The organism is Sulfitobacter mediterraneus, assembly GCF_003054325.1.
GTDB classification, from domain to species: Bacteria; Pseudomonadota; Alphaproteobacteria; order Rhodobacterales; family Rhodobacteraceae; genus Sulfitobacter; species Sulfitobacter mediterraneus.
In genome coordinates, this window is the sequence record NZ_QBKU01000006.1 from 20,548 (window position 1) to 45,628 (window position 25,081).

At 56.6% G+C, this 25,081-nt stretch carries 27 protein-coding genes; 15 read left to right on the top strand and 12 right to left on the bottom strand.

From position 1 onward, the window contains the following. The first annotated feature begins 53 nt into the window (after window positions 1-53). Genes C8N31_RS10920 through C8N31_RS10945 form a run of 6 tightly spaced genes read left to right on the top strand, consistent with a single transcriptional unit; the run spans window position 54 to window position 6,659 of the window. Entirely contained in the window at window positions 54-1,067 is a 1,014-nt protein-coding gene (locus C8N31_RS10920; protein WP_025049753.1) for a phosphotransferase family protein, read from the top strand. Further along, window positions 1,064-2,365, top strand: a complete 1,302-nt coding sequence (eno, locus tag C8N31_RS10925; RefSeq protein WP_025049752.1) for a phosphopyruvate hydratase — start codon at window positions 1,064-1,066, stop codon at window positions 2,363-2,365. The genes C8N31_RS10920 and eno overlap by 4 nt, the downstream gene beginning before the upstream one ends. A 10-nt stretch (window positions 2,366-2,375) precedes the next feature. After that, complete coding sequence (locus tag C8N31_RS10930; protein ID WP_025049751.1) at window positions 2,376-3,218, top strand: fumarylacetoacetate hydrolase family protein; 843 nt, start codon at window positions 2,376-2,378, stop codon at window positions 3,216-3,218. Between the two features lie 12 nt (window positions 3,219-3,230). Continuing rightward, window positions 3,231-5,015 carry an IlvD/Edd family dehydratase gene (locus C8N31_RS10935; RefSeq protein ID WP_025049750.1) on the top strand — a complete coding sequence of 595 codons (1,785 nt, stop codon included), beginning with the start codon at window positions 3,231-3,233 and terminating at the stop codon, window positions 5,013-5,015. Next, window positions 5,002-5,799 (top strand): SDR family NAD(P)-dependent oxidoreductase, encoded by a 798-nt coding sequence (locus tag C8N31_RS10940; protein ID WP_025049749.1) that lies wholly within the window; start codon window positions 5,002-5,004, stop codon window positions 5,797-5,799. Before C8N31_RS10935 ends, C8N31_RS10940 begins: the two co-directional genes overlap by 14 nt. Beyond that, complete coding sequence (locus tag C8N31_RS10945) at window positions 5,799-6,659, top strand: SMP-30/gluconolactonase/LRE family protein (protein ID WP_197021543.1); 861 nt, start codon at window positions 5,799-5,801, stop codon at window positions 6,657-6,659. Before C8N31_RS10940 ends, C8N31_RS10945 begins: the two co-directional genes overlap by 1 nt. A gap of 11 nt (window positions 6,660-6,670) precedes the next feature. On the opposite strand, the gene C8N31_RS10950 is transcribed toward C8N31_RS10945, so the two are convergent. The 8 genes from C8N31_RS10950 to C8N31_RS10985 form a co-directional block, all read right to left on the bottom strand. Next, window positions 6,671-7,681 (bottom strand): aldose epimerase family protein, encoded by a 1,011-nt coding sequence (locus tag C8N31_RS10950; protein WP_025049747.1) that lies wholly within the window; start codon window positions 7,679-7,681, stop codon window positions 6,671-6,673. A 4-nt stretch (window positions 7,682-7,685) separates the two neighbouring features. Beyond that, window positions 7,686-8,438, bottom strand: coding sequence for an SDR family NAD(P)-dependent oxidoreductase (locus C8N31_RS10955; protein ID WP_025049746.1), 753 nt, complete (start codon window positions 8,436-8,438; stop codon window positions 7,686-7,688). A gap of 38 nt (window positions 8,439-8,476) precedes the next feature. Continuing rightward, window positions 8,477-9,232, bottom strand: a complete 756-nt coding sequence (locus C8N31_RS10960) for an ATP-binding cassette domain-containing protein (RefSeq protein WP_025049745.1) — start codon at window positions 9,230-9,232, stop codon at window positions 8,477-8,479. Next, window positions 9,229-10,224 (bottom strand): ABC transporter permease, encoded by a 996-nt coding sequence (locus tag C8N31_RS10965; protein WP_025049744.1) that lies wholly within the window; start codon window positions 10,222-10,224, stop codon window positions 9,229-9,231. Before C8N31_RS10965 ends, C8N31_RS10960 begins: the two co-directional genes overlap by 4 nt. 66 nt (window positions 10,225-10,290) lie before the next feature. Further along, entirely contained in the window at window positions 10,291-10,980 is a 690-nt protein-coding gene (locus C8N31_RS10970; protein ID WP_025049743.1) for a substrate-binding domain-containing protein, read from the bottom strand. 30 nt (window positions 10,981-11,010) lie between these two features. After that, complete coding sequence (locus C8N31_RS10975; protein ID WP_025049742.1) at window positions 11,011-11,274, bottom strand: type 1 periplasmic-binding domain-containing protein; 264 nt, start codon at window positions 11,272-11,274, stop codon at window positions 11,011-11,013. 143 nt (window positions 11,275-11,417) lie between these two features. Then, window positions 11,418-12,134 (bottom strand): FadR/GntR family transcriptional regulator, encoded by a 717-nt coding sequence (locus tag C8N31_RS10980; RefSeq protein WP_025049741.1) that lies wholly within the window; start codon window positions 12,132-12,134, stop codon window positions 11,418-11,420. Between the two features lie 123 nt (window positions 12,135-12,257). Beyond that, window positions 12,258-12,995, bottom strand: a complete 738-nt coding sequence (locus C8N31_RS10985) for a helix-turn-helix domain-containing protein (RefSeq protein ID WP_146173127.1) — start codon at window positions 12,993-12,995, stop codon at window positions 12,258-12,260. Window positions 12,996-13,201: 206 nt separating this feature from the next. On the opposite strand from C8N31_RS10985, the gene C8N31_RS10990 reads away from it, so the two are divergent. The 8 genes from C8N31_RS10990 to C8N31_RS11025 all read left to right on the top strand — a co-directional run bounded on the left by C8N31_RS10990 (window position 13,202) and on the right by C8N31_RS11025 (window position 21,134). Further along, complete coding sequence (locus C8N31_RS10990; protein ID WP_025049739.1) at window positions 13,202-13,894, top strand: nitroreductase family protein; 693 nt, start codon at window positions 13,202-13,204, stop codon at window positions 13,892-13,894. Between the two features lie 54 nt (window positions 13,895-13,948). After that, window positions 13,949-14,278 carry a ferredoxin FdxA gene (fdxA, locus tag C8N31_RS10995; RefSeq protein ID WP_025049738.1) on the top strand — a complete coding sequence of 110 codons (330 nt, stop codon included), beginning with the start codon at window positions 13,949-13,951 and terminating at the stop codon, window positions 14,276-14,278. A gap of 278 nt (window positions 14,279-14,556) precedes the next feature. After that, window positions 14,557-15,111 (top strand): peroxiredoxin, encoded by a 555-nt coding sequence (locus C8N31_RS11000; protein WP_037918911.1) that lies wholly within the window; start codon window positions 14,557-14,559, stop codon window positions 15,109-15,111. Between the two features lie 189 nt (window positions 15,112-15,300). Next, window positions 15,301-15,762 carry a hypothetical protein gene (locus C8N31_RS11005; RefSeq protein ID WP_025049736.1) on the top strand — a complete coding sequence of 154 codons (462 nt, stop codon included), beginning with the start codon at window positions 15,301-15,303 and terminating at the stop codon, window positions 15,760-15,762. Window positions 15,763-15,797: 35 nt separating this feature from the next. Further along, complete coding sequence (locus C8N31_RS11010; RefSeq protein WP_156026918.1) at window positions 15,798-17,837, top strand: methyl-accepting chemotaxis protein; 2,040 nt, start codon at window positions 15,798-15,800, stop codon at window positions 17,835-17,837. A 193-nt stretch (window positions 17,838-18,030) separates the two neighbouring features. Further along, a complete protein-coding gene (locus tag C8N31_RS11015) occupies window positions 18,031-18,531 on the top strand; it encodes an RrF2 family transcriptional regulator (RefSeq protein WP_025049734.1) in 501 nt (166 codons plus the stop codon). After that, window positions 18,528-19,493: an NAD-dependent epimerase/dehydratase family protein gene (locus C8N31_RS11020; protein WP_051544660.1), complete on the top strand. Its 966-nt coding sequence runs from the start codon at window positions 18,528-18,530 to the stop codon at window positions 19,491-19,493. Before C8N31_RS11015 ends, C8N31_RS11020 begins: the two co-directional genes overlap by 4 nt. A gap of 582 nt (window positions 19,494-20,075) precedes the next feature. Next, on the top strand, window positions 20,076-21,134 hold the full coding sequence (locus C8N31_RS11025; RefSeq protein WP_025049732.1) for an AI-2E family transporter: 1,059 nt from the start codon (window positions 20,076-20,078) through the stop codon (window positions 21,132-21,134). A 316-nt stretch (window positions 21,135-21,450) separates the two neighbouring features. On the opposite strand, the gene C8N31_RS11030 is transcribed toward C8N31_RS11025, so the two are convergent. From C8N31_RS11030 to C8N31_RS20360, 3 genes are read right to left on the bottom strand one after another with little or no spacing between them, the layout of a single operon-like run. Continuing rightward, entirely contained in the window at window positions 21,451-23,175 is a 1,725-nt protein-coding gene (locus C8N31_RS11030) for a sensor histidine kinase (RefSeq protein ID WP_025049731.1), read from the bottom strand. Then, window positions 23,172-23,726, bottom strand: a complete 555-nt coding sequence (locus C8N31_RS11035) for an RNA polymerase sigma factor (protein WP_025049730.1) — start codon at window positions 23,724-23,726, stop codon at window positions 23,172-23,174. Before C8N31_RS11035 ends, C8N31_RS11030 begins: the two co-directional genes overlap by 4 nt. Beyond that, a complete protein-coding gene (locus C8N31_RS20360) occupies window positions 23,726-23,890 on the bottom strand; it encodes a NepR family anti-sigma factor (RefSeq protein WP_160168848.1) in 165 nt (54 codons plus the stop codon). Before C8N31_RS20360 ends, C8N31_RS11035 begins: the two co-directional genes overlap by 1 nt. Window positions 23,891-23,993: 103 nt before the next feature. Between C8N31_RS20360 and C8N31_RS11040 the strand changes: the two genes are divergently transcribed. Further along, a complete protein-coding gene (locus C8N31_RS11040; RefSeq protein WP_025049729.1) occupies window positions 23,994-24,806 on the top strand; it encodes a response regulator in 813 nt (270 codons plus the stop codon). 87 nt (window positions 24,807-24,893) lie between these two features. Here the strand turns inward: C8N31_RS11040 and C8N31_RS11045 are convergent, their stop codons facing one another. Further along, window positions 24,894-25,064, bottom strand: a complete 171-nt coding sequence (locus C8N31_RS11045; RefSeq protein WP_025049728.1) for a DUF1328 domain-containing protein — start codon at window positions 25,062-25,064, stop codon at window positions 24,894-24,896. Between the last annotated feature and the right edge of the window lie 17 nt (window positions 25,065-25,081).

Consider the following 25,081-nt stretch of genomic DNA (forward strand, 5'->3'; position numbering starts at 1 on the left):
TGTTGGCGTTATCGCATATGTTCACGTGAACACGATGCAGGGAGGCAAAGCCCTTGGCAAGCGAATTTGAGAAAAGATGCGCGGAATTGCTGGTCGAGCTTGGCTTGATCAAAGCCGGGCAAAGCTGCACCGCAACGCCTTTGACCGGCGGTGTGGCCTCTGACATTGGCATGGTGGAATTTGAGGGCCGCAAAGTCTGTGCCAAGTTCGCTTTGGCCAAGTTGAAAGTTGCCGAAGACTGGTTCGCGCCAGTCCATCGCAACCGCGCCGAATACGAATGGCTGCGAGTCGCGTCAGGCATCGCGCCTGATGGCGCGGTAAAACTGTTTGGCCGCTCCGATGCGCTCAATGGTTTTGCCATGGAATTTCTGGATGGGGCTGACGTCTATCTTTGGAAAGACGCGCTGTTGGCAGGGCAGGCCCCGCAAGGCGAGGCCGCCGTGGTTGGCGATCTGGTGGGCCGCATTCACGCCGCTTCGACCCAAGAGGGTTTCGATACCGCGCCATTCCACAATGCCGACGATTTTCGCGCCCTGCGCATTGAGCCCTATTTGACCTTTACCGCAGGACGGCACCCGGATTGCCGCAGCGCCCTTCATGCGCTGGCGGATATGCTTTATTCGGCTGATCGCGTGCTGGTCCATGGTGACGTCAGCCCGAAAAATATCTTGCTTCGCGGCGGGCGTCCGGTGGTTCTGGATGCGGAATGTGCCACCCTTGGAGATGCAAGTTTTGATCCATCCTTCTGTCTCAACCATCTGGTATTGAAATCCATTCACCTACCGCAAATGGCGGAGGTTTATTTGCAGGAAGCCAGCGCCTTTTGGCACAGCTATCGCGCCCATATCACATGGGAAGCGGAAAGCGCATTGGAACAGCGGATTTGCCGATTGCTGCCCGCGCTGATGCTGGGGCGGGTCGATGGTAAATCACCCGTCGAGTATTTGAATGCCGCCTCGCAAAGTTTGACCCGCGATCTGGCGCGATCTTTGGTTCTGGCGCCGCCAGCAACCTTGGCCGAGGTTTTCGGCACCATCCATCAGGCAATAAAGGACACACAAGCGTGAGCGAAATTGCATCAATCCATGGAATGCGGGTCTGGGACTCGCGCGGTAATCCGACGATCGAGGTTGAAGTCGCCCTCGCAGACGGATCGACAGGTCGGGCCATTGCGCCAGCCGGGGCGTCACGCGGCACCCGAGAGGCGGTCGACCTGCGCGATGGCGGGACGGCCCTGCGCGGGATGGGCGTTCAAAAGGCGTTAGACGGGATCGCAAGGCATGTCGCTCCTGCGTTGCGCGGACTGGATGGTTTGGACCAGGCTGCGGTTGATGCCGCGCTCATAGATGCGGACGCCACTGCGCTGAAGGAAAACCTGGGCGGCAATGCGATGGTTGCGACCTCGCTGGCGGTGCTGCACGCCGCTGCCGATCATGCGGGCAAACCGCTTTGGCGGCATGTTGCGGACAGTTACGACTGCGCTCCCAAATTGCCATTGCCCGAAATCCAGATCTTTGGCGGCGGAGCCCATGCGGGCGGGCGCGTCGATATTCAAGACTTTATGATCATGGTGCCCGGCGCGGCCAGCTTTGACGAGGTGATGGAGATCACCAACGAGGTCTATTTTGCCGCTGGCGATATCATGGCCCAGCGCGGCAAACTTGCTGGCGTGGCAGACGAGGGCGGCTGGTGGCCGCAGTTTGACAGCAACGAAGAGGCGCTTGAGACGCTGGTCGCAGCCATTGAGAAAGCTGGCGAAAAACCGGGCGACCGCGTTGTGATCTCGCTGGATATCGCGGCGTCTGAGTTTGGCACCGACGGAAAATACCGTTTGTCACTCGAAGACCGGGATCTGGACAGCAGCGGCATGATCGACATGTTGGGCCGGTGGATCGACAGCTATCCGATTGCGTCCATCGAAGATCCGCTGGGCGAGGATGACCCCAAAGGCATGGCCGAATTCACGCGTCGGTTTGGTGGCCGCGTGCAAATCATTGGCGATGATTATCTGGTGACAAATGCCGATCTGGTGCGCGAGGCAATCTCGCAGGGTGCGTGCAATGCCGCGCTGATCAAGGTCAATCAGGCCGGAACCGTGAGCGAATCCATTGCGTGTTTTGATGCAGCCGTGAAACAAGGATGGGGCGCAATCGTGTCTGCGCGTTCGGGCGAGACTGAGGATGTCTCAATCAGCCATCTGTCTACGGGGCTTGGCTGCGGTCAGCTTAAGGTCGGGTCGTTTACGCGCTCCGAACGGATGGTAAAATGGAATGAATGCCTGCGGATCCAGCGTGATCTGGGCAAAGACAGCTTTGTTCAGGGGGCGCCTTTGGCGCAGACCTGGTGGGGCAAGCAAAAGAGCTAAGGAACAGACTATGAAATTTCTTCGATTGGGTGATGCTGGGCAGGAAGTGCCATGCGTATTGGACCAAAACGGTGTGGCCCGCGATATCCGCAGTGTTGCCGCAGATATCGGGCCGGATACGATTGATGGTTTGCAGGCCAAGCTGGCCAATGCCGATCTGACCGCGCTGCCCGAGGTCTCTTCGGACGGGGCGCGGGTCAGCAGCCCGATGTCCCAGCCGCGCAATATCTATTGCATCGGTTTGAACTACTCCGATCACGCAGCCGAGGCAGGTTTGCCCATTCCGGATGAGCCGATCCTGTTTACCAAATCCTCCGGTACGTTCTGCGCCCCCAATGATCCGATCCTGCACAGCCCCAAAATGACCAAATTGGATTGGGAGGTTGAGCTGGGCATTGTGATTGGCAAATCCGCGCTGAACATCAGCAAGGCAGAGGCCAAGGATCACATTCTGGGCTATACGCTGGTCAATGATGTGTCCGAACGGGCCTGGCAGCAGGAACGCTCAGGCCAGTGGTCCAAAGGTAAATCCTTCCCCAATTTCTGCCCGACCGGCCCGATGATCGTAACCGGTGATGAGGTTGGCGATGCCGCCGCACTGCCCATGTGGCTGGATGTGAATGGCCAACGGATGCAATCCGGCAATACAGACACGATGATCTTTGATTGCCAGACCATCGTCAGCTACCTCAGCGAATTTTTGCGCCTTGAACCGGGTGATCTGATTTGCACCGGCACCCCTCCGGGTGTGGGCGCTGGCATGAAACCGCAGGTCTGGTTGAACTCCGGCGATGTGGTGCGCCTCGGCATTGATGGTTTGGGCGAACAAACCCAAACCGTTGTCGCTTTGTAAGGCAGCCGTCCCATGAAAAAGCTACGGTCACAGCAGTGGTTCGACAATCCAGACAACCCGTCTATGACCGCGCTTTATCTGGGCCACTACCTCAATTACGGGCTCACTCTTGAGGAGTTGCAATCGGGCAAACCGATCATCGGCATCGCCCAGACCGGCAGCGATCTGAGCCCGTGCAACCGGCATCATATTGAACTGGCCAAGCGGGTGCGCGACGGGATCACGGCTGCGGGTGGTATCTGCCTTGAGTTCCCCGTGCACCCCATTCAGGAAACCGGCAAGCGCCCGACGGCGGCGCTTGACAGGAACCTCGCCTATCTGGGGCTGGTCGAAAGCCTTTATGGGTATCCGCTGGATGGCGTGGTGCTGACCATTGGTTGTGACAAAACCACGCCAGCGCTTCTTATGGCGGCGGCAACTGTTGATATTCCGTCCATCGCTTTCTCTGTTGGGCCAATGTTGAATGGCTGGCATGACGGCAAACGATCCGGCACAGGTCAATCCATCTGGCTGGCCCGGAAGATGCTGGCGGCGGGTGAAATTGACGATGCTGAATTTATGAAGATGGCCACGGCATCAACCCCGTCCGTGGGGTTTTGCAACACCATGGGCACCGCCACCACGATGAATAGCCTGGCCGAGGCTTTGGGGATGCAATTGCCCGGCGCGGCGGCCATTCCTGCGCCCTACCGCGAACGCGGGCAGATGGCCTATCACACCGGCCAGCGCATTGTGGATATGGTGCGCGAGGATCTCAAACCCTCTGACGTGATGACCCGCGCGGCCTTCGAAAACGCGATTGTGGTCAATTCTGCCCTCGGCGGCAGCACAAACGCGCCGATCCACCTTAATGCAGTGGCCGCCCATCTGGATGTCCCGCTGAGCAATGATGACTGGCACAGTTTGGGCCACCACATTCCATTGCTGTGCAATGTGCAGCCCGCAGGTGAATACTTGGGCGAAGATTTCTATCGCGCCGGCGGGGTGCCTGCGGTTGTGAAGGAACTGCTGAACGCCGGCGTGCTACCGCATCCGGACGCCATGACGATCACGGGCAAGTCAATTGCCGAGATCTATGCCGATGCCAAAGTGCCAGAGCGAGACGTGATCCGCACTGTGGCCGATCCGATGAAAGAGGCGGCGGGTTTTCTGCATTTGTCGGGCAATCTGTTTGACAGCGCGATCATGAAAACATCCGTGATCTCGCCCGACTTTCGCAAAAGATATCTGTCTGACCCCGATGATCCCGACGCCTTTGAGGGCCGCGCCATCGTGTTTGACGGACCAGAGGATTATCACGACCGGATCGATGACCCGGCTTTGCAGATCGACGCCGATTGCGTTCTGGTGATCCGCGGCGCGGGGCCCATCGGATACCCCGGCGGCGCAGAAGTGGTGAATATGCAGCCGCCCGCCGCCCTCATCCGCGCCGGAATTTCAGAGCTGCCCACGCTTGGCGATGGCCGTCAATCCGGCACATCCGGCAGCCCATCCATTCTCAATGCCAGCCCCGAAGCCGCAGCAGGCGGTGGATTGGCCTTGCTGCAAACCGGTGATCGGGTTCGGATCGATCTAGGGCGGCGCAAGGTGAATGTGCTGATCTCCGATACTGAATTGGCGGCGCGCAAAGAGGCGCTGGAACAGGCTGGCGGCTATCAATACCCCGCCCATCAGACCCCATGGCAAGAAATCCAACGCGGCATGGTCGATCAACTGGACCGCGGCATGGTTTTGAAACCAGCGGTCAAATACCACGCCATCGCACAGCAAAATCAGGTTCCCCGTGACAACCATTGATGCCCCCCTCACCTCGGCCCGGCGGGCTTTTGCCGCCTATCCAAGCCTGAAAGGCAAATGCGCCTTTGTGACCGGCGGCGCGACGGGCATTGGCGCCGCGATGGTGCAGGCCTACGCGGATCAGGGGGTCACTGTCGGCTTTATCGATATCGCTGAGCAGCAGGGTCAGCAGCTTTGCCAGCAGATCACCGAAACCGGGGGCACGGCGTGGTTTCGCCGGGTTGATGTCACCGACATCGCAGCGCTTCAGACCGCGATTTCAGAATTTTCGGATGCCGTGGGGCCAGTTGATATTCTGATCAACAACGTGGCCAACGACACCCGTCATGCAATGCAGGATCTGACGCCCGAAGGGTGGAACCAATCCTTTGACGTGAACCTGCGACCAGCGTTCTTTGCCATTCAGGCCGTCGCAGAGACCATGATCGACCGCAAGCAGGGCAGCATCGTCAACTTTGGTTCGATCTCATGGAAGGCCAAAGTGGACAGCATGCCAGCCTATACAACGGCCAAGGCCGCCTTGCATGGGTTGACCCGTTCCTTTGTCAAACCGCTGGGCGCGGCGGGCGTGCGGATCAACACGGTGTTGCCCGGATGGGTGATGACCGACCGCCAAATCGCCTTGCATCTGGATGCAGAGGGCGAGGTGTTCTTGCAGGCCAATCAACCGCTTGCTGGTCGCATCACCCCGGAAGACGCGGCCGCAATGGCACTTTTCTTGTCTGCAGATGACAGCGCGATGTGCACAGGTCAGGAGTTCTCGGTCGATGGCGGATGGATCTGATGGCTGCAGGTGCAACAGCAGAGATATTTGACCAACGCCGCTGCCGCTTGGGCGAAGGTGTGTTTTGGCACCCGTTGCGGCAACAGCTTTTTTGGTTCGATATTCTGGGTCGAAAGTTGCACAGCAAACACAGCGGAAAACCGATCACCTGGGCGTTTGACGAACATGTCTCCGCCGCTGGCTGGATCGATCACGACACGATCCTGATCGCCAGTGAAACCCAGCTTTTTACCTTCAACCTGGAAACCGGCGCCCGGCAGCAGATGACCCTGCTGGAGGCTTCCAACCCGATCACCCGTTCCAACGATGGCCGCGCGGATCCGTTTGGCGGGTTCTGGATCGGAACCATGGGCAAGAATATCGAAGCGGGCGCAGGGGCAATCTACCGCTTTTACAAAGGTCAATTGTACCAGATTTTTGACCAGCTGACGATCCCGAACGCCATCTGTTTTGCACCCGATGGCAAGGTTGCCTATTTCACGGACACCCTGACGCAGATCATCCACAAACAGCCCTTGGACAACGACGGCTGGCCACAAGGCAAACCACAGGTTTTTGCGGATCTTCGGGCCGAGGGTCTGTTCCCCGATGGGGCCGTTGTGGATGATACCGGACATCTGTGGAACGCCCAGTGGGGCGCATCGCGTGTGGCCCGCTATGCGCCTGACGGGTCTTTCGTCAGTGCGGTGGAATTTCCAGCACAGCAAATCAGCTGCCCCGCCTTTGGCGGATCTGGACTGGATCGGTTGTTTGCAACTTCAGCGGCGGATGGGCTGCCAGAGGATCAGGCGGATCAAGGCAAGACATTCGTCATCCAAACAACAATCAAAGGCCAGCAAGAGCATCAGGTCTTGCTATAGCTTTCGGTCCATCAGGTGCCGGCGGAAAAAACAAAGGCGGTCCGCTGCCGATAAACCGCGCCGGGGCGCAGGATCGGTGAAGGGGCAAGCGGGTTGTTGACCGCGTTGGGCCAGTTCTGCGGCTCAAGCGCGATACCGGCGTATTCCGGCCACTGCGCCCCGCCCTCAGACACCAGATTGGTCAGCGCCCCGTCATAGATCTGCAAACCCGGTTCGGTGCTGTGAATATCCATGCTGATGCCGCTGTCAGGGGCGCTCAGGCGGGCAAGGTGCGCCTGACCTTGGCGGTGGTCGAAGCAATAGTTGTGATCAATCCGGCCATCCCGCAACGCGGCACTCAAAGGTTTGGCGCGGCGCAGATCAAATGCGTGGCCGGTCAATGGCTCCGGCGCATCATGCGGTATCAACCCTTCGTCGGGCCTCTGGTAATGCTGGGCAGGGCTATAAAGCACGTGATCCAGAACCGACCCGGACAGGCCTAGGTTGAAATACCCGTGATGGGCAAAATTGCAGGGGGTTGGCAGGCTCGATGTTGCGGTGATCTCAAGCTGAAGGGCCGGACCTGCCGTAATCGCATAGGTCAGCTCTACATCCAGCGCACCGGGAAAGCCCATGTGACCATCGGCCAAATGCAGCGCAAGCGTGACCCGGTCCAGCCGGTGCTCCGCAACCTGCCAATTCAGCCGCGATGTGCCCTCGCGCCCACCATGAAGCATATGCCTGTCGAGAAAATTCTGATCGGTTTGATAGGTGGTGCCGTCGATGGAAAAGCGCCCTTCGGCAATCCGGTTGGCACAGCGCCCGACAGTCGCACCCAGATAGATGGCTTGGTCGAGATACCCCTCAAGATCATTCAAACCCAACACCAGAGATTGCGGGTGGCCCTCCAGATGAAGGCTTTGCAAGGTCGCGCCATAGCTCAGCACATTGGCGCGCAACCCCTGCCCCACGATCGGGATTTGCCAGACGGTTTGGCCATCCGGCAGCGCCCCAAAGGAACGCAGGGCAGGTTGTTTTGTCATGGGTTCAGTAAGTCGCGCGGCCGCCGGACATGTCAAACACGGCAGCAGTTGAATAGGAACATGCCTCGGAGGACAGGAACATCACCATTTCGGCAACCTCATCCACTGTGCCCATGCGCCCCATCGGGATCTTGGCAAGCATGTAGGAAATCTGTTCCTCGGTCACATCATCCAGCATCTCGGTCTTGATCACCGCAGGTGTGATCGCATTTACCCGAATGCCGGTTTGCGCCAGTTCCTTGCCCAGAGATTTGGTCAGGCTGATCACCCCCGCCTTGGAGGCCGAATAGGCCGAGGCGTTAGGATTGCCCTCTTTGCCCGCAACGGAGGCCACGTTGATGATGCGGCCATAGTCATGCTCTTTCATGAAAGGCACCACCGCGCGGGCACAATGGAACACTCCGTTCAGGTTGACCTGCATCACGCGAGCCCAATCATCTGGTGGGAAAGCCTCTACCATGGCGTTTGGCCCTGCAATCCCGGCGGAATTGACAAGGATGTCCAGCCCGCCCATCTGATCGTTTGCCTCATGTGCGGCAGCGGCCACATCGGAAAAGTCGCTGACATCCACAACCCGGTGCATGACAGGGCCAAAAGCTGCTAGCTCCTGCGCCTTTTGAGCCAAGGCATCGGCGTTGGCATCCCAAAGGCAGACCTTTGCGCCACGCTCCAACATGGCGCGGGCTGCCGCCGCCCCCATGCCGCGTGCGCCGCCAGTGATGATCGCCTTGCGCCCCGAAAAATTCTGCGCGTTCATAATATTATCCTTGTTATTCATTGTGGAACGGGTTGCGTTCACATCAACATTTTGACGATTTCATCATGGCTTTCGCGGTCCTGCGGGCCATTCAAATTGACCGTGCCGCGCCGCGTGCCCGAGCGCATGACGATGGCCCGTTCCGCAACTTCCATAACGTGTTCGATATTGTGCATGATCACGATCACCGACAGGTTATGCGACTTCAGCGTGCGGATCAGATCCAGCACTTTGCCGGTTTCGCGCACCCCAAGGGCGGCTGTCGGTTCATCCATGATCACCACTTTGCGGCCCCACATCACCGATTTGGCGATGGCGACACATTGGCGCTGACCACCCGAGAACGCGCTGACCTCCTGGTCAATGCGCGGGATGTTGATCGCCATCTGGCTGACGGCTTCGCGGGCCTCGTTGCGCATGGCGTTGCGGTCCACAAACCCCAGCATCTTGCGCCAGCCACCGCCGACCTTTTCCTTGCCGGCAAACACATTGGCGGCCACATCCAGATTGTCGAACAACGCAAGGTCTTGGTAGATCGTTTCAATGCCGTGATCGCGGGCCTCATGTGGTGTGCCAAATGAGACAGCCTGCCCGCCGATCCGGATCTGCCCCGCGTCGGGCTGGTAATAACCTGACAAGGTTTTGATCAGCGTCGATTTGCCTGCGCCGTTGTCGCCCAGCAGTGCAAGAACTTCGTTTTCATAAAGTTCGAAGTCCACACCGCGCAGCACTTCAACAGGGCCGAACCGTTTTTCGATACCGGTCATTTCGACCACTTTGTTTGGTGCGGTCATGACCGTTTCCCCCGGTTGATAATGGCATCCGACAGGACAGCAAGGATCAGAACACAGCCCGATGCGACCCCCTGCCAATAGACGGACACGGCGTTCAGAACGAGGATGTTATTGACCAAAGCGAGGAACAAAACCCCAAGCGCCGCGCCCAAAACCGTGCCGCGCCCGCCATAGATCGAACAGCCGCCAACAATCACTGCCGTAATCACTCGAAGCTCCATTCCCGTTGCCGTATTGGGAAAGGCCGAGCCAAGCCGCGCCACGACAACGACACCGCCCAGTGCGGCGAGAACCGAACAGATAACATAGCCCATCAGCTTGAGCCGTTTGACATTGATCCCCGCCCGCAGCGCCGCCATTTCAGACCCGCCGAGAAAGGCAAATTTGCGGAACCAGACGTTCTGCCACATCGCCATGTGGAAAAGCACGATCAACACAACAACAAGCACAACCAGATTTGGCAGACCAAACAGCAAGTCACCATTTGCCAGCGCCTTGAAACTGCCGGGGATCGAAGACATCGCGTAACCGCCAGACAGGATGTACACCGCGCTGCGGAAAATCGTCATGGTGCCAAGGGTTGTGATCAATGGGTTGAGCCCGACATAGGCAATCAGATATCCGTTCACCACGCCGACAACGACACCGGCACAAAGCCCCGCCGCTATGGCGATAGGAATAGACAGGCCCGCGTTAAAGGCCAGTGCAATCACAACCGCACTTAGCGCCACAACAGAGCCGACCGAGAGGTCAATGCCGCCGCTGAGCAGAACAATCGTCAGGCCAATGGCGACGATCATCTCAATTGACATGCCGATCACCACGTTCTTGATGTTGGCGGCGGTCAGGAAATAGGGCGACAGCATTGTCGCGGCGATGGCGGTGATCAGGATCATCACGCCAACGATAAGCTCGCGGCTCAGCAATAGGCGTTTGAAATCAAACCCTCCTGCATCTCCAAGCCGATCAGTGTTTGTCTGGGACAAGGTCATGGGACCACTTCATGAGAAAGGACAGATATGTCCGGCCAGCGGGATGCCAGCCGGACGTGAGGCCGCTTAGGAACAGCTGCCGACAAGGAATGAATCGGCGTTTTCTTTCGTGATGAAGAACATGCCGGGATCAATTTTTGGCGGCAGAACAGAGACACCCACATCCGCGCCGGGCGTGCCGTCGAGGTTGTTGTTCACATATTCATACGCCAGTTTCAGAGCGAGGAACCCTTCGAGGTAGGTGTTCACCGCCGAAGTTGTCTGAATGGCGCCATCCTTGATGCCGCAAACGATGGGATCAAAGACATCTGATGCCACGACCATCACTTCGCCTTTGCGGCCCAGTTCGGTCAATGCAGTCGCCACGCCCGTACCGGTTGCGTTGATCACAACTAGACCGTCGATGTCCGGATTGCCAAGCAGCATGGTCTTGGTGCGTTCTGCTGTGATTTGGTCATCACCCTGATTGTCTTCGATCGCGACAACCTCATAGGCGGGTGCGTTGGCAGACAGATAATCTTTCAGGCCTTGAATACGCACTTGCAGGTTGGTTTGGTTGATGGCTGTCAGAAGGCCGATCTGCCCCTCTTCCTTGCCTTGCCCCTGCAGCAGCTCGACGATCTTTTTACCGTACTGAAAACCGACGTTGTAGTGATCTGGCCCCACGAAGGTGATGCGCGGGCTATCTGGTGCGTCGCTATCAAACGTGGCCACAGGCACACCCATTTCGGTGACGCGCTTGATGGTTTCGGACATGGATGGATCAAATGCACCGGTCAGAAACGCCTAAGGTTGGGTCAGTGCGATCTGCTCCATCTGGTTTTGCGTTGCGATGTTGTCAAATTCGACCGGACCGGTGAATTCGAACTGCACGCCCAGTTGATCAGCCGCATCCTGCGCACCCTGACGGATCGGCACCCAGAACGGGTGGCCCGAGATCGGAACAACCATAACGTATTTCTGATCCGACACATCCGCCGCATAGGCACCTGTCACAGCCGCCGCAGAAAGCGCGATTGCCGCGAGGGTTGATTTGATAATTGACTTCATTTGGGTCCTCCCTGAACACCGTATGCCGTCCCGTTTGTCGGAGCGGCAGAAGCGCGACAGATGGATCAAGCCATCTCATCGCAAATTGGTACATTGAATGAACCATAAGACCAAAATAAGATCTGTCAAGCGCCCCTCGGACTTCAGGCTTTTGGCAATTCCAACGCGCTTGTGGCCAAGTTATTATAGATACGATCCATATGGCGGTGCATCATTCGGCGGGCCAGATCAGGATCGCCTGCGGTGATCGCCGCGAGAATTTCGCGGTGATCCCGAATCGCATAGTCCCGCATTTCGGCGGTCGAAAAGTGATCTTCGAGGCGTTGATAGTATTTGCCGCGCTGCATATTCCACAGATCGCGCACCATATCGGCCAACACCGTATTCTGGCTTGCGCGGGCGATCTCGCGGTGGAATTGCCGGTCTGATGGGTGCCGCAAATCATATCGCCGCTCGCCTTCTTCCAAGGCTTGCGCGGCTGCTCTGATCCGCTCGATATCCGCCTCAGAGCCCAGTTTTGCAGCCAGATAGGCCGTTTCCCCTTCCACCGCTCGGCGGGCTTGTATGATATCAAGGGGGCGTCGCCCGCTGTCGTCCAGCGATGGCAGGCGGTTGGCATTGGACAGCGCATCCTGAGCCACGAAGATCCCGCTGGAGGTGCGGATTTCCAGCACACGGCTGAGTTCCAGCACAACAAGGGCCTGACGCAATGACCCACGGCTGACCTTCAACTGTTCGGCAAGATCACGCTCTGACGGAAGGCGATCTCCGGGGGAAAAATCACCGGCAAGGATGAGTTCGATCAGCAATTCCGCGATCTGGTCGTGTAGTTTGTTCTGTTTCAAAGCCTGAACCGGCATGCGTCCTCCTTCGGGCGGCTGGATAGCTTCAAGCCGCACCTGTCACGTGGTCTTTGGTTCAGTCTATAAACCGATTGGCGAACACACAAGCTTGGCCATCAACGGGCGTGCAAAGGCGCGTTCTCAGAATTTGGCGACCAGCTGGCGCAACGACGCCACGTTCATGCGTTTATAGGCATTCTTCCGGTGGGTGATGATGGTGGTTTCTGCCAGCCCCAAAATCTGCGCGGTCTGCGCGGCGGTGCGTCCCTTGATCGCCATTGCGGCAACTTCTCGTTCGCGGTGCGTGAGGCCCGGATAGCTGAGTGCCAAGCGTGCCTGAATATCCTGCTCCATCCAGACAGAACCTTTCAGCGAAAACGCGACATGCCGCTCCACCGCTGCAAGAAGAAACGCCAACAGCGCCTCGGCTTTTGCGCGGTTAGGCTGATCAAAAATGCCGGTTTCTTCGGCCGTATAAAGGCTCACCGATAAGCCATAGGTCGACGTCCGGCGCACGAGGGAGATCCGTCCCGCAATCCCGGGTAGGTCGTAACAATCGCGCCGATAGGTAAAGGATTTGATATCGGCAGCATCTTGGTGGGTCAGGAAATCCCCTTCGCCTTTGCTGCCGGACAGCAGTGCCGTGTTTGGGTCTTGATCAATGTGGCGGGTGTAGCCCTGTGCCGCCTGCTCCGCCCGTCGTTTTCCTTTGCAACTGTCGGTCCCGACCAAAAGCGGCACGTCCCGGTCCCCCTGACAGAAGATCGATACAAAATCAGCTCGGCACACCTCGTGACCTAGCTTGAGCAAGGCAGGCACCAACCCAGCCGATCCGATATTTTCCACCAGTCCCGCACATTGGGCCGCAGTGAGGGCCAAGACATTTTCGTTCGCCGGATTTGATTTTTTCAATGCAAGCACCCACCGTGTATTCGGCCCGATCTTAGTGGCAAGTCAGACAACAGAGTATTCCCAGGCTCTTTCCTCATCAATGAGGAATGCCACAATCTATCGCGCAGGCTACGACTTGGCCAACTGCGGTGACATTCTTGCCAGCCGCAACAACTTACCCAAGGAGGCCCCTCATGTTTGCCCGCGAAAATATTGCATTTGATCCAATTGCCCTGCCCGACCGTGCAGACCTAACTGATGCGGAAATAATGGCGCAGGCGCAGGCCTTCTACAGCGCAATGTGCAAGCGGCATACGGTGCGCGATTTCAGCAATCGCCCCATTGACCGCGCCGTGATCGAGAAATGTATTCTCACCGCCGGCACCGCGCCATCGGGCGCCAATCATCAGCCATGGCATTTTGTGGCGATCTCAGATCCGGCATTCAAAAAGCGCATCCGCGATGCTTCAGAAGAGGAAGAACGCAGGTTCTATGAGGGCGGCGCGGGCGATGAGTGGCTCAAGGCGCTTGAGCCCATTGGGACCAATGACAACAAGCCTCACCTTGAGGATGCGCCATGGCTCATTGTGATTTTTGCCCAGCGTTGGGGCCATTTTGACGATGGCACGCGCTACAAGAACTATTACGTGCCCGAAAGCGTTGGGATCGCTACGGGTTTTCTGCTTGCGGCGCTGCACCACGCGGGCCTGACATCTTTGACCCACACCCCCAACCCGATGAAGTTTCTCAATGACATGCTGGGGCGGCCACAGTCGGAAAAGCCCGTGATGATCCTTGCTGTGGGCCATCCGGCGGCCGATGCCACCATCCCGCGCGTCGCCAAGATCAAGAAACCGCTGAGCGAGATCCTGACCGTTTCTGAGTGACTGTCTGTCCGATAGCATCCGCCCATTTTACCAAACAGATGAGAAGGCTGTGCCATGACCTATGTCGTGACCGATAATTGTATCGCCTGCAAATACACCGATTGTGTCGAGGTTTGCCCTGTTGATTGTTTCTATGAAGGGGAGGCAATGCTGGTGATCCATCCCGACGAATGCATCGATTGCGGCGTTTGCGAGCCTGAATGTCCGGCTGATGCGATCCGCACAGACGCGGAGCCGGACAGCGCCAAATGGGTCGCGCACGCGCGGCAATTCGCAGAACTTTGGCCGGTCATTACCGCCCGCAAGCCGCCCCTGGCAAATGCCGCGCAGCGTGATGGCGAGGCAGGGAAATTCGAATTGTTCTTCGCACAGGCCCAGACCTAGGATTTGGGGAAGGATTCTAGGCCGGATGCGCTTGAAACGCCACTTCGCATCTTGGTGAGCCTTTCAGGATAGATCGGGACGGATCGTGAAAATCGGCCCGAGATCGGCTTGACAATTGCCCCTTCACCCACAAGGAAGGCGGGCATTGGATGACCTATCTGAAACGTCCATCAAAAGGTCCGTTTCATCCGGTTTGTTCAGTAAAGTTGTCGTATAAAACAAGGTCCATTTCTGCGTTCACGCGATGACTTAATTCAAATAAAATTCGGAGTACTATTATGCCTCGTATCGGTATGAAATTGCCTGATGTGACATTCCGCACCCGCGTGCGCGACGACAGCATCGATGGGCCAAATCCCTTCACCTGGAAGGACATGACAACACAGGATTATTTCGGTGGCCGCCGTGCCATCCTGTTCTCGCTGCCCGGTGCGTTCACGCCGACATGTTCGACCTATCAGTTGCCCGGTTTTGAAAATCTGGCGGGTGAATTTGCCGAACAGGGCGTGCAGGACATTTATTGCCTTTCTGTTAACGACGCATTTGTGATGAACAAATGGGCCGCTGATCAAGGTATCAAGACCGTCAATGTCATTCCTGATGGTTCTGCGGAATTTACCCGCAAAATCGGCATGTTGGTGCAAAAAGATAATCTTGGCTTTGGCCTGCGCAGCTGGCGATATGCAGCAGTTGTGGATGACGGTAAGATCGTCGCTTGGTTCGAAGAGCCGGGCATCGAAGACAACTGCGCGGATGATCCATACGGCGAAAGCAGCCCTGAGAACATTCTCAAGCATCTTAAGGCAAACAACCCCTTCGCGGTTGCCTCCTGATTGGTTGCACTCAGGCTGTTGCTGGCCGTCGATGAATGGTTCAGCCCCGCAGATCTGCGGGGCTGTTTTTATTTGTGTGTCCGAAGTTTCGGATGTGCCCGAGATCACCCTTTTGGGCATTAAGCGGATGTTAGCGACCTGCCCTTACACCCCGCCCTGCAACCCGTCATCCGAATGCAGGAGCCAACAATGAACAAGCCGCTAATCACAGCATGCCTGATGTGCACCGCCACCGCCGTGGCTGCCGCCGATCTTCAGGAAATGGGCGATATGTCCAAAGAAATGGTGGCCCGTGCCGTCACCCACTACCAACAGGTCGGGCGCGAACAGGCCGAAAAGGATTTTAACCACAAAACTGAGGAATGGTACGCCGACAAATACTTCCTGCATATGTTCGCGATGAACGTAGATGGTACCGTCTGGGCCGATAACGTCTGGCCCGAATTCATCGGAACGGATTTTACCGCCGCGGCCGGTTTTGACGGATTTGAGTTTGGCCATGACATCATCGCAAACACGCCGCAGGGCGGTGAAGTCTATCAGGTGCAGTTGAAATTCATGAACCCAGAAAGCGGTGATCTCACACCATCCGTCGGCTCTTGCGTGCGCGCCGATGCTCAGAACATCCTGTGCAGCTGGGCCAACGGCTGATCCGCGCCACGAATGAAAGGCCGCAAGCCGTGTTCTTGACCTCAATTAAGCAGAAAATCATCTTTGTCGCCCTATTGTCCTTTATCGGGGCGACGGTGGTATCCCTGTTTTCCTATCGTGGCCTTGATGACGCCACCGGTGCCATGCGGTACCTAACCGAAATCGCGGCACCGCAGGAGAAAGCCAATAACGAGGCAAGCGCGGCGTTGGCGACGTTGATCCAGAAAATCTACCAATATCTTCTGTGGCTTGAGATGAATGGCCCTGCCGAAGATGCCGCCGAAATGCGCGGCCAGATTGATCAGATGATCGTGGAGTTGGACCGCTTTGCGGAGGCGGGGCTTGTCCCCGTTGAGAGTTTCACCGAGTTCAAAAGGAAGTTGAGTGGACTGTTGGGCATGGCAGAACGCAATCCAAGAATTGCCTTTGGTGGGTTGCGCGGCGCTCTGTCCGTTTATGGCGAAATATTTGGAGTGATTTCCGAAAACCTAATCAACTCGCAGGCAGAAACAGAGAACTCCGTCAAACGCGCACAAACCTCGATCAGCAGGTCCTTGTTTGTGATCCTCACCGTTGGGATTTCCACGATCGCTTTGAGCTTGCTCATCTCTATTGCCGTTAGCATCCGTCTGTCGCGCGGGATTCATAAGATGGTCAATGCGATGACTGCCATTGCCGCCGATCAAGATAACGTGGAAATCCCGAATATCGGCCAGAAAGATGAATTGGGCCAGATGGCTGGCGCATTGGTCGTGTTCCGTGACGGACAGCAGGCCAAACGTGATTTGGCCTTCGCGCAGGCCCAACATCAAGAGGCAGAAAAGGCCAAAGATGCCGCCGCAAGAGAGGCAGAAGCGGCCCGGCTTCAAGCCTTGCAAGAGCAGGCAGAACTTGAGCGGCAACAAGCAGAAGAAGCGCAAGAGCGATCCCGTAGAACAGAAGTGATGCAGGCCGAACTGGCAGGGGTTATCGCCCTGGCACAGGCGGGTGATTTCACCGGCAGGATGCAGAACGCAGCGACAGAGAACGACGACGATGCAATCCGCACCTCGGTGAACCAACTGGTTGAAACGGTCGAAGTTGGCGTCAAGGAAACCTCCCGCGTGTTAGAGGCTTTGGCAAAATGCGATCTCACCCTCAAGATGGAGGGGGAATTTCAAGGTGCCTTTTCCAAACTCAAATTGAATGTGAACAAAGGCACCTCATCGCTTGGCGATGCGCTTGGGCACATTTCGCAAAACGCCCAGATCGTCACGAACAGCTCTTCTGAATTGTCCAATGCGGCGAAAGACCTATCACAACGCACCGAAGGCGCGGCGAGCCGCCTTAGCACGGCCAATGACATGATGCGCGAGATCAACTCGGCCTCCCTGTCCGCGTCCGATCACGCCAACAAGGCCACCGAATTTGCCGTCAGTGCCCAGAATGCAGCGGAACAAAGCGGTCAGGTGGTCGATAAGACCGTGACAGCGATGGCACAGATTGCCGAGTATTCAAACAAAATCAGCGTTGCGACCGATGTGATCAATGAAATCGCCTTTCAGACGAACCTTCTCGCCTTGAACGCAGGCGTCGAAGCCGCCCGCGCTGGCGAAAGTGGCAAGGGATTTTCGGTCGTAGCAACCGAAGTGCGTTCACTTGCTCAACGGTCGGCGGAATCGGCACATGAGATCGGTCAACTGATTGCAAACAGTCAACGCGGTGTCGAACAAGGCAGCAAACTGATCACCGAACTGGGCAGCGCGATGAGCGATGTTGTCGCCCGCATTTCCAAAGCCGCGGAAGCGGTGCAGGCCATTGCTGTGTCCACCGGAGATCAGGTGCATCAGATCAAACAAATGGAAGGGACTGTTGTTGAACTTGAACAATTGACCCAGACCAACGCGGCGATGAGCGAGGAATCCTCCGCGGCGACAGCTGTTTTGCTGGAATCCGCCCAGCAGATGAAAGCGCTGATTGAGAATTTCAAATTCGAGGGCCAGACATCATCCGCAGGTATTGGCTCGGCTTTGTCTGCCGAATCTGCTGCTGACGCGCAGTGGTCAAATGCAGAAGCCCAGATGCGCGCCATCTGACCCGTGAAAAGACCAAGGAGGCAAGACACCGCGCCGGTCTGCACAGCCACAACATGAAACTTCATTGCTTTTCTATCACTTGATCTCTCGAACCGGATCGAGGCGTCCTGCCTCCCCGGTCCGTTGCCGTTTATATTGACGATATCCAATATCCACGATAAGAAATATCTTGATTATTCGTGGAGAGATTTCAATGAAACTGAGTGATGGCGTTGAATGGGCCGCGCATTGCGTTTTGCTGTTGGCAGCCCTGCCCGGAGAGGCGCGGCTTTCGGGGCGCGCCTTGGCCGAATTTCACGGCGTGCCGGAAAGCTATCTGCTCAAACACCTCAAAGCGTTGGCAAAAAGTGGCATCCTGAAATCTTTCTCTGGGCCTGCCGGGGGCTACGGCCTGGCGAGGGCTGCATCTGAAATCAGCATGCTTGATATCGTCCATGCGGTTGAGGGGAAGACCCCGGCGTTCCGGTGTTCAGAGATCCGCCGCCGCGGCCCGTGTTCGGTAAGAGACCACAATGCCTACCCCAAACCTTGCGGCATCAATCGCGCTATGCTCAGGGCCGAGCAGGCCTATCACACCGCCCTCAAGACCGAGACGGTGAGCGATCTTCTGACCGAATTTGCAGGGACGGTTGATCCTAGGATTGCGGCACTTGGCCAAGCTTGGGTCATCAAAAACATAAGGAACGCAGCATGATGAAAGTATTTGTCACCGGCGGCACGGGCGTGCTTGGCCGCCCTGTGATCCGCACATTGGTCAACAGCGGCCACAAGGTTATTGCATTGGCCCGCTCTCCTGAAAAGATCAGCGCACTGCGTGCCCTCGGCGCAGAGCCCGCAGCCGCCAGTTTATTTGATCCCTCCAGTCTGCGTGACAACATGCAGGGCTGCGACGCCGTCTTGCATCTGGCAACACGCATTCCCAAAACCTCTGACATGAAATCCCCCCATGCCTGGGCCCAGAACGACCGCATTCGCAAAGATGGCACCGGGAACCTCGTTGATGCCGCGCTGGCGACCGGAAAGGTCAAAACCTTCATCTATCCGAGCGTTTTCTTCATGTATGGAGACGGCGGAGACACCTGGCAAAGCGCGGCCACGGCCGAATTGAACCCGCCCGCGCCGCTACAATCGACATTAACAGCAGAGAACCACGTGACCCGCTTCGCGGCACACGGCGGCGAAAACCGGGGTATAAACCTGCGGTTTGGCAGCTTCTATGGACCCGGTTCCCGAGACAGCCAGGATATGCTTTCGATGGCGCGAAACGGCATTGTGATGCCCTTGGCCACTGGCGGAACGTTCAAATCGATGATCTGGGTTGAGGATGCTGCCAGCGCAATGATTGCAGCGCTCAATCATGCAAAGAGCGGCACCTTTGATGTTGCAGAAACAGAGCCGTACACTCAGGATCAAGCGATCAAAGCACTGGCAGTGGCGGTCGGACGGCGAAGCTTGTTTAAGCTGCCTCGGTTCCTGCTTCGGTTTGCGTTGAAACCGGACATGCGCGGCCTCTTGGGCCGCAGCCAACGTATCACCTCACAGGAATTTCGGGACATGACGGGCTGGAAACCTGAGGTGAAAAACCAGACCGAGGGATGGCAAAGGATCGCACAGGGCGACGCGCGTACGTCAATCGCGAAAGCCAAAGCAGCGTAACCGACCGCATTCAAAGAACGCATCTGGCTAGGGTCAGGACCCATTAATTTTACGTCGCTGGTTTGGCAGGTTTTTACTGTAGCCAGGCACCTCTGCGCAGGAACTCTTGTTGAATTTCAAGCAGATGTAACGCAGCTCACAGGAAAAACCCGCCAAATCCTTCGGACGTCCAAACCTCTTCATTTCAGCGGCGTGAGCCATTTGCAGTTAACCCGTTAGCTGCTGCATGTCTCAAACCACTGAATTTTCGAGGTTTGGACGCCAGCGGCGCAAAATTAATGGGTCCTGACCCTAAGCCAAGGCGAGGATGAAGCGCCGGCTTGACCACTGCAAAGCTTCAATAGCGCTTTGACTGAAAACGCCCAGGTATTCTGGCTTGCAGCCAAGAAAAATGCGGCCAAGCCGGAACCGAACCTGCCGCCCTGCGTTATCGTCGGAGATCCCGGCCCGGCACCTCGTTTCTGAATTGCCCAGTCTACCGCTGGTCTGGGATCTCAAACCATGCATGTCCCGACGTGCCGCTGGTGCAGGCATTCCCGCCGCATATCTAATTTCGCCGCGCCAAAACGAAAGCCCAGACATATGACCAGCACGCTGATGACACGCCTCGCTATTTTGGGGATGGGCGTTGTGACGGCCTTTGCCACATTGGAATACGCCCAAGATTTCTTTGCCCCTGTGCTGTCTGCACTCATCCTGGGTATCGTCCTTTCGCCGCTTGTCCGGTTTTGGGAACGCATCGGCCTTCGCCCGTCATTGTCTGCGTTTGCCACGGTTGCGATCACGATGATTGCTGTCGTCTGCCTTGTCCTGCTGCTGGAACCCTACGTCGCAGAGGCCATCGCGCGTGCACCCGTTATCTGGGTCGAGTTGCGCACAACAATTGAGGGGATCAGGGCGATGATCCTTGGCTTGGATGAAATCGCCGAAGACGTTGTCGCGGCCGTCGATCCCAAAGGCGAACAGGCCCAGCCCCCTGCCGAAGGCATAGATGTACCCTCAATCACGGACGCTCTGTTTTATGCGCCACAGTTTCTTGCCCAATTGATGATGTTTGTCGGCGTCCTGTATTTCTTTTTGCTGACCCGGACAGAAATTTACCGCTGGGTCGGTGCCTCTGTTCCATCGCTGAGCCGAGACGATTTTTTGCACGCCGAACGGCAGGTCTCCCGGTATTTCCTGACCATTACGGCAATCAACGGATCGTTTGGCGTGGCCATTGCCGTGGTGATGCAGTTGATCGGCATGCCCGGCGCGGTGTTCTGGGGTGTCTCTGCGTTCTTTCTGAACTACATCCTCTACCTTGGCCCGCTTGCCTTGGGGGCGACACTTTTGGTGGCAGGGATGGTGGTGTTCAACGGCGCAGCCAGCTTTGCGCCCGCAGCGATTTATCTGTCGATGAACGCCGTTGAGGGGCAATTTGTGACCCCTGCGATGGTTGGCAAACGCATGTCGGTCAACACGCTCTTGGTGTTTGTGTCGCTGGTGTTCTGGCTATGGCTTTGGGGGCCAATTGGCGGCGTGATCGCGATCCCGCTACTGATCTGGATGATCACGATCACAGAACGCGCCTTGGGACAGCCCATTTCGGATGGCATCCCAAATTTGATCCGCACCAACCCCGATCAGAGTAAGCTTTGAGGGTTCATCATAGTTCTGCAAGTCGAAGCGGCGTTTGAGGAAACTGGGCGGCTTAGGGTCAGGACCCATTAATTTTACGTCGCTGGTTTGGCAGGTTTTTACTGTGGCTAGGCACCTCTGCGCAGGAACTCTTGTTGAATTTCAAGCAGATGTAACGCAGCTCACAGGGAAAACCCGCCAAATCTTTCAGACGACCAAACCTCTTCATTTCAGCGGCGTGAGCCATTTGCAGTTAACCCGTTAGCTGCTGCACGTCTCAAACCACTGAATTTTCGAGGTTTGGACGCCAGCGGCGCAAAATTAATGGGTCTTGACCCTAAAAATCGCCCGGTTCCAATTCAAAGGTTGCGGCGTCAAAACTCACTGTCATCTGGTACTGATTGTGATCGCGCTGCACGTCGATGTCAGCGCCCAACTGAATCGCAAAGGCGGTGATAAGTTTCGACCCCATGCCGGTGCTTTCGGGTGCGACCTCATTGCTCAAAGAGTTCACCAAAACAAAGCGGCATTTGTCCTGTGCATCACGGGTAAAAGTCACCGACATCCGGTTGTCCCCGTTTTCGGAGGCACCCACGTATTTCATCGCGTTGGTCGCAGCCTCCGAAGCCAAAAGCGACATCGGCACCGCCTGATCTGGGTAAAGCATGACATCTTCGACCTGCACATCAACGGCGATGTTTTTGGCAGTGTCCGTCCCGACCTCCACCGATCTTTCGATAATTTCCCGCACCAGTTCACCCACGTTGACCAACCCGCCGCTGCTGGTTTGATAAAGATCGCGGTGAATGGTGGCCAAACTCAAAACGCGGTCCTGCATGCGGCGCAGAATGCGTTTTGTATCGTCATGCTGCGCCTCACGGATCTGCATATTCAGGATCGACGAGATCAGTTGCAGATTGTTTTTGACCCGGTGATGCACCTCTTTGAGCAGCACATTTTTTTGCCGCACAGAATCTTCCAGTTCGGCCTCGTCGCGCAGGATCGAGTGGGCCATAACAAGAAACGAATTTTGGATGTTTTGCAGCTCGCTTGGCATCTCGCGGGTACGCTCGTCGGTCAGCAATGTGCGATTATCGGCAAAGCGCATCATCTGCGCGCCGACACTGCGGATATGGCGGGAGACCAGCCGATGAACCGCAAAAAGCGCCACCGCGAGGCTGATCATCCACATGAGTGCCGGAAACAGGCTGGTCGGTAGGATCTTGCTGATCTGGCCGGAAACACCGTTGTCTTTGTCCCAGACACCCAATGCAAAGATCTTGCCCGTTTCAATCGGCACAACCGCATAGATACGATCTTCGCCATAGACGCTTTGACGCGAAAATGTGCGTGCCGCTACGGTGGTGAATTCGGCCAGATTGGTGCCCAGCGGCAGGTTCGCAACAGCCGCGTCGGCGCCATTGCGGGAACTTAGAATTTCGCCGTTTTCGTTGAAGGTCAGTAGATCTAGAAGCGCTTCGTTTTCACTATCGTCCCCGAGTGCATTAAGGATCGAATGGGGAACCGAGACTGTGACAAATCCGGTCAAGTCGTCTTCTTCAAAGACCGGTTGGGAAATGTTGATCACCGATCCTTCCCCGTTTGGTCCGTCAATGCTCACCTCGATGCGGGGTGTCTCTGCCTCGACGGCTTCGGCGAACCCGGGCGCGTTGGCATAATCCAGTTCGACCCCGGTGGATGAGCAGGTCATCTTGCCGGAGATCGGCACATAGCCAATGAAGTTAAATATGCCGGCGTTTTCCAGAACCTTTGCCAGACGTTTGGAACAGGCCGCCGGGTTTTCCAACATTTGCGGCAGAAACGCGCCCACACCAGAGGCGAGACCGAATGCCCGCTGGATGACGATACGCTCTTCTGCCGCTGCCTGCTCTGTCAAACCCAGCAGAGCCAATTCCGAGTTTTGCTGCGCTTGTTCTGTCACGCTTCGGGTCTGGCTGACTGCGATCATGCCAATTGGCAGGATTGCCAATGACATCATCACTGCCATCCGGAACCGCAGGCTCTTGTACCAGCGCGGGGATTGATCTTCTTTCAGCGTCACTGCGGAACTGTACCTGCGCCGGAAATCACGGCCATAGTGGCGCGGTCAGTCAGCTCCATGGGGCCCTCTTCGTCCAGATGCAAAAGTTCCGTCAGCTTGGCGCGGCCACGGTTTGCCCGGCTTTTGACGGTGCCGACAGCCACACCGCACATGTCTGCGGCTTCCTCGTAGGAAAATCCGGATGCCCCCACAAGGATCAGCGCCTCGCGTTGTTCATCGGGCAGCAATTCAAACGCTTGTTTAAAATCGCTCAGCTGCATCCGGCCATCGTGTTCCGGCTTGACCGATAGGGTCGCTGTGAACACACCATCGACATCCGCGACCTCGCGGTTCAGCTTGCGGCGGCTGGAATAATAGGTGTTGCGCAGAATGGTGAATAACCAGGCTCGCATCTTGGTGCCGGGCTTGAACTTATCAATATTGGTCCAGGCTTTGACGACGGTATCTTGCACCATGTCATCAGCGGTCGCCCCGTTGCGTGTCAAACTCAACGCAAAGGCACGCAGGGCCGGCAAATGCTCGACCAACTCATTTCTTGGATCTTCGGACATTAACTGTTGCCCTTCTGCTCAGCATCCTGCGCTTTGAGAACATCAAGCAGATCTTTGAACCGATCAGGAAGCTGTTCCTGAACAAGGTCGGAATAGACCATCTTGAGGTTCTGATCGATCAAGTCTGCTATGCGCTCATCGTCTTTTGATTTGTTATCTGTCATTGCTTCTCGGTCTCTTTTTTTCGAAAAAACTCATCACCCAACGGAACCGAACGCATGATCACCGCGTTTGGTTCCGAAACAAATTGAAAAAAGGCAAAAAAGAATGTCGGATACACAAGACACTGTGGACCTTTCTGATCAGATCGCACGGGAACTTCCTTATCTCCGAAGATATGCGCGGGCGCTGACGGGATCTCAGACCAGTGGGGACAATTATGCAATCGCCACGCTTGAGGCGATTTTGGAAGACCGTTCCATCATTCAGGGCGATATGACAACCAAGGTTGGTCTGTTCAAATGTTTTCACGCCATCTGGTCCAGTTCCGGTGCGCCGGTGGTCGAAGATGGTGCGGGGGCACTTGGCAAGGCACAGGCGCATCTGGCGTCCCTTGCGCCCAACACCCGAGAAGCTTTGCTGTTGTCCACTGTCGAGGAGTTCACCATCGCACAGGTTGCCACGATCATGACCGTCAGCGATGAAGAGGCGCAGCATCTGATTGCAACCGCCCGCACCGACATGGAAAACAGCGTGTCCGGCCGTATCCTGATTATCGAGGACGAACCGATCATCGCTGCCGACCTGAGTGCAATTGTCAGTGATCTTGGGCACACCGTCACCGGCGTGGGCCGTACCCGCGCGGATGCGGTTGCCAAGGGCAAGGGCGACAAGCCTGATTTGATCCTTGCTGATATTCAGTTGGCCGACAATTCGTCCGGCATTGATGCGGTTAATGATCTGCTGGCCGAACTGGGCGATACGCCTGTGATCTTTATCACTGCTTTCCCAGAGCGGCTTTTGACAGGCGACCGGCCAGAACCCGCGTTTCTGATCGCCAAGCCCTACAAAGAAGATCAGGTGCAGTCCGCGGTCAGCCAGGCCATGTTCTTTGCCTCCACGGAAACGCTCAAGCGCTGATCTGACTGCCAGCGCAACAAGAAAACCCCGCCTGTCGCTCAGGCGGGGTTTTTCGTTTTTGGGTTCATCCTCTGGATCGCTCAAGCTCTATCCGGAAGAGTCTTTAAACGCCCGCGCGATCATGGTCGCGGCAAAAAGCGCCAGAAAGATCAGGAACAGGATCTGCGCGATGCCTGCCGATGCGCTTGCAATTCCGCCAAATCCAAAGATGGCCGCAATGATGGCGACCACAAAAAATATAACTGCCCAAGAAAGCATGTCATGGTCCTTTCGTT

Excerpts from the sequence above, each read along its gene's own strand:
- C8N31_RS10990 (WP_025049739.1), top strand. The coding sequence starts at position 13,202 with ATGTTTGCCCGCGAAAATATTGCATTTGATCCAATTGCCCTGCCCGAC.
- C8N31_RS11035 (WP_025049730.1), bottom strand. The coding sequence starts at position 23,726 with ATGTCCGAAGATCCAAGAAATGAGTTGGTCGAGCATTTGCCGGCCCTG.
- C8N31_RS10960 (WP_025049745.1), bottom strand. The coding sequence starts at position 9,232 with ATGACCGCACCAAACAAAGTGGTCGAAATGACCGGTATCGAAAAACGG.
- C8N31_RS10945 (WP_197021543.1), top strand. The coding sequence starts at position 5,799 with ATGGCTGCAGGTGCAACAGCAGAGATATTTGACCAACGCCGCTGCCGC.
- C8N31_RS10930 (WP_025049751.1), top strand. The coding sequence starts at position 2,376 with ATGAAATTTCTTCGATTGGGTGATGCTGGGCAGGAAGTGCCATGCGTA.
- C8N31_RS11015 (WP_025049734.1), top strand. The coding sequence starts at position 18,031 with ATGAAACTGAGTGATGGCGTTGAATGGGCCGCGCATTGCGTTTTGCTG.
- C8N31_RS11000 (WP_037918911.1), top strand. The coding sequence starts at position 14,557 with ATGCCTCGTATCGGTATGAAATTGCCTGATGTGACATTCCGCACCCGC.
- C8N31_RS10980 (WP_025049741.1), bottom strand. The coding sequence starts at position 12,134 with ATGCCGGTTCAGGCTTTGAAACAGAACAAACTACACGACCAGATCGCG.
- C8N31_RS11020 (WP_051544660.1), top strand. The coding sequence starts at position 18,528 with ATGATGAAAGTATTTGTCACCGGCGGCACGGGCGTGCTTGGCCGCCCT.
- C8N31_RS10955 (WP_025049746.1), bottom strand. The coding sequence starts at position 8,438 with ATGAACGCGCAGAATTTTTCGGGGCGCAAGGCGATCATCACTGGCGGC.
- C8N31_RS11045 (WP_025049728.1), bottom strand. The coding sequence starts at position 25,064 with ATGCTTTCTTGGGCAGTTATATTTTTTGTGGTCGCCATCATTGCGGCC.
- C8N31_RS11040 (WP_025049729.1), top strand. The coding sequence starts at position 23,994 with ATGTCGGATACACAAGACACTGTGGACCTTTCTGATCAGATCGCACGG.
- C8N31_RS20360 (WP_160168848.1), bottom strand. The coding sequence starts at position 23,890 with ATGACAGATAACAAATCAAAAGACGATGAGCGCATAGCAGACTTGATC.
- C8N31_RS11005 (WP_025049736.1), top strand. The coding sequence starts at position 15,301 with ATGAACAAGCCGCTAATCACAGCATGCCTGATGTGCACCGCCACCGCC.
- C8N31_RS10965 (WP_025049744.1), bottom strand. The coding sequence starts at position 10,224 with ATGACCTTGTCCCAGACAAACACTGATCGGCTTGGAGATGCAGGAGGG.
- C8N31_RS10935 (WP_025049750.1), top strand. The coding sequence starts at position 3,231 with ATGAAAAAGCTACGGTCACAGCAGTGGTTCGACAATCCAGACAACCCG.
- C8N31_RS10970 (WP_025049743.1), bottom strand. The coding sequence starts at position 10,980 with ATGTCCGAAACCATCAAGCGCGTCACCGAAATGGGTGTGCCTGTGGCC.
- C8N31_RS10950 (WP_025049747.1), bottom strand. The coding sequence starts at position 7,681 with ATGACAAAACAACCTGCCCTGCGTTCCTTTGGGGCGCTGCCGGATGGC.
- C8N31_RS10975 (WP_025049742.1), bottom strand. The coding sequence starts at position 11,274 with ATGAAGTCAATTATCAAATCAACCCTCGCGGCAATCGCGCTTTCTGCG.
- C8N31_RS11025 (WP_025049732.1), top strand. The coding sequence starts at position 20,076 with ATGACCAGCACGCTGATGACACGCCTCGCTATTTTGGGGATGGGCGTT.
- fdxA (WP_025049738.1), top strand. The coding sequence starts at position 13,949 with ATGACCTATGTCGTGACCGATAATTGTATCGCCTGCAAATACACCGAT.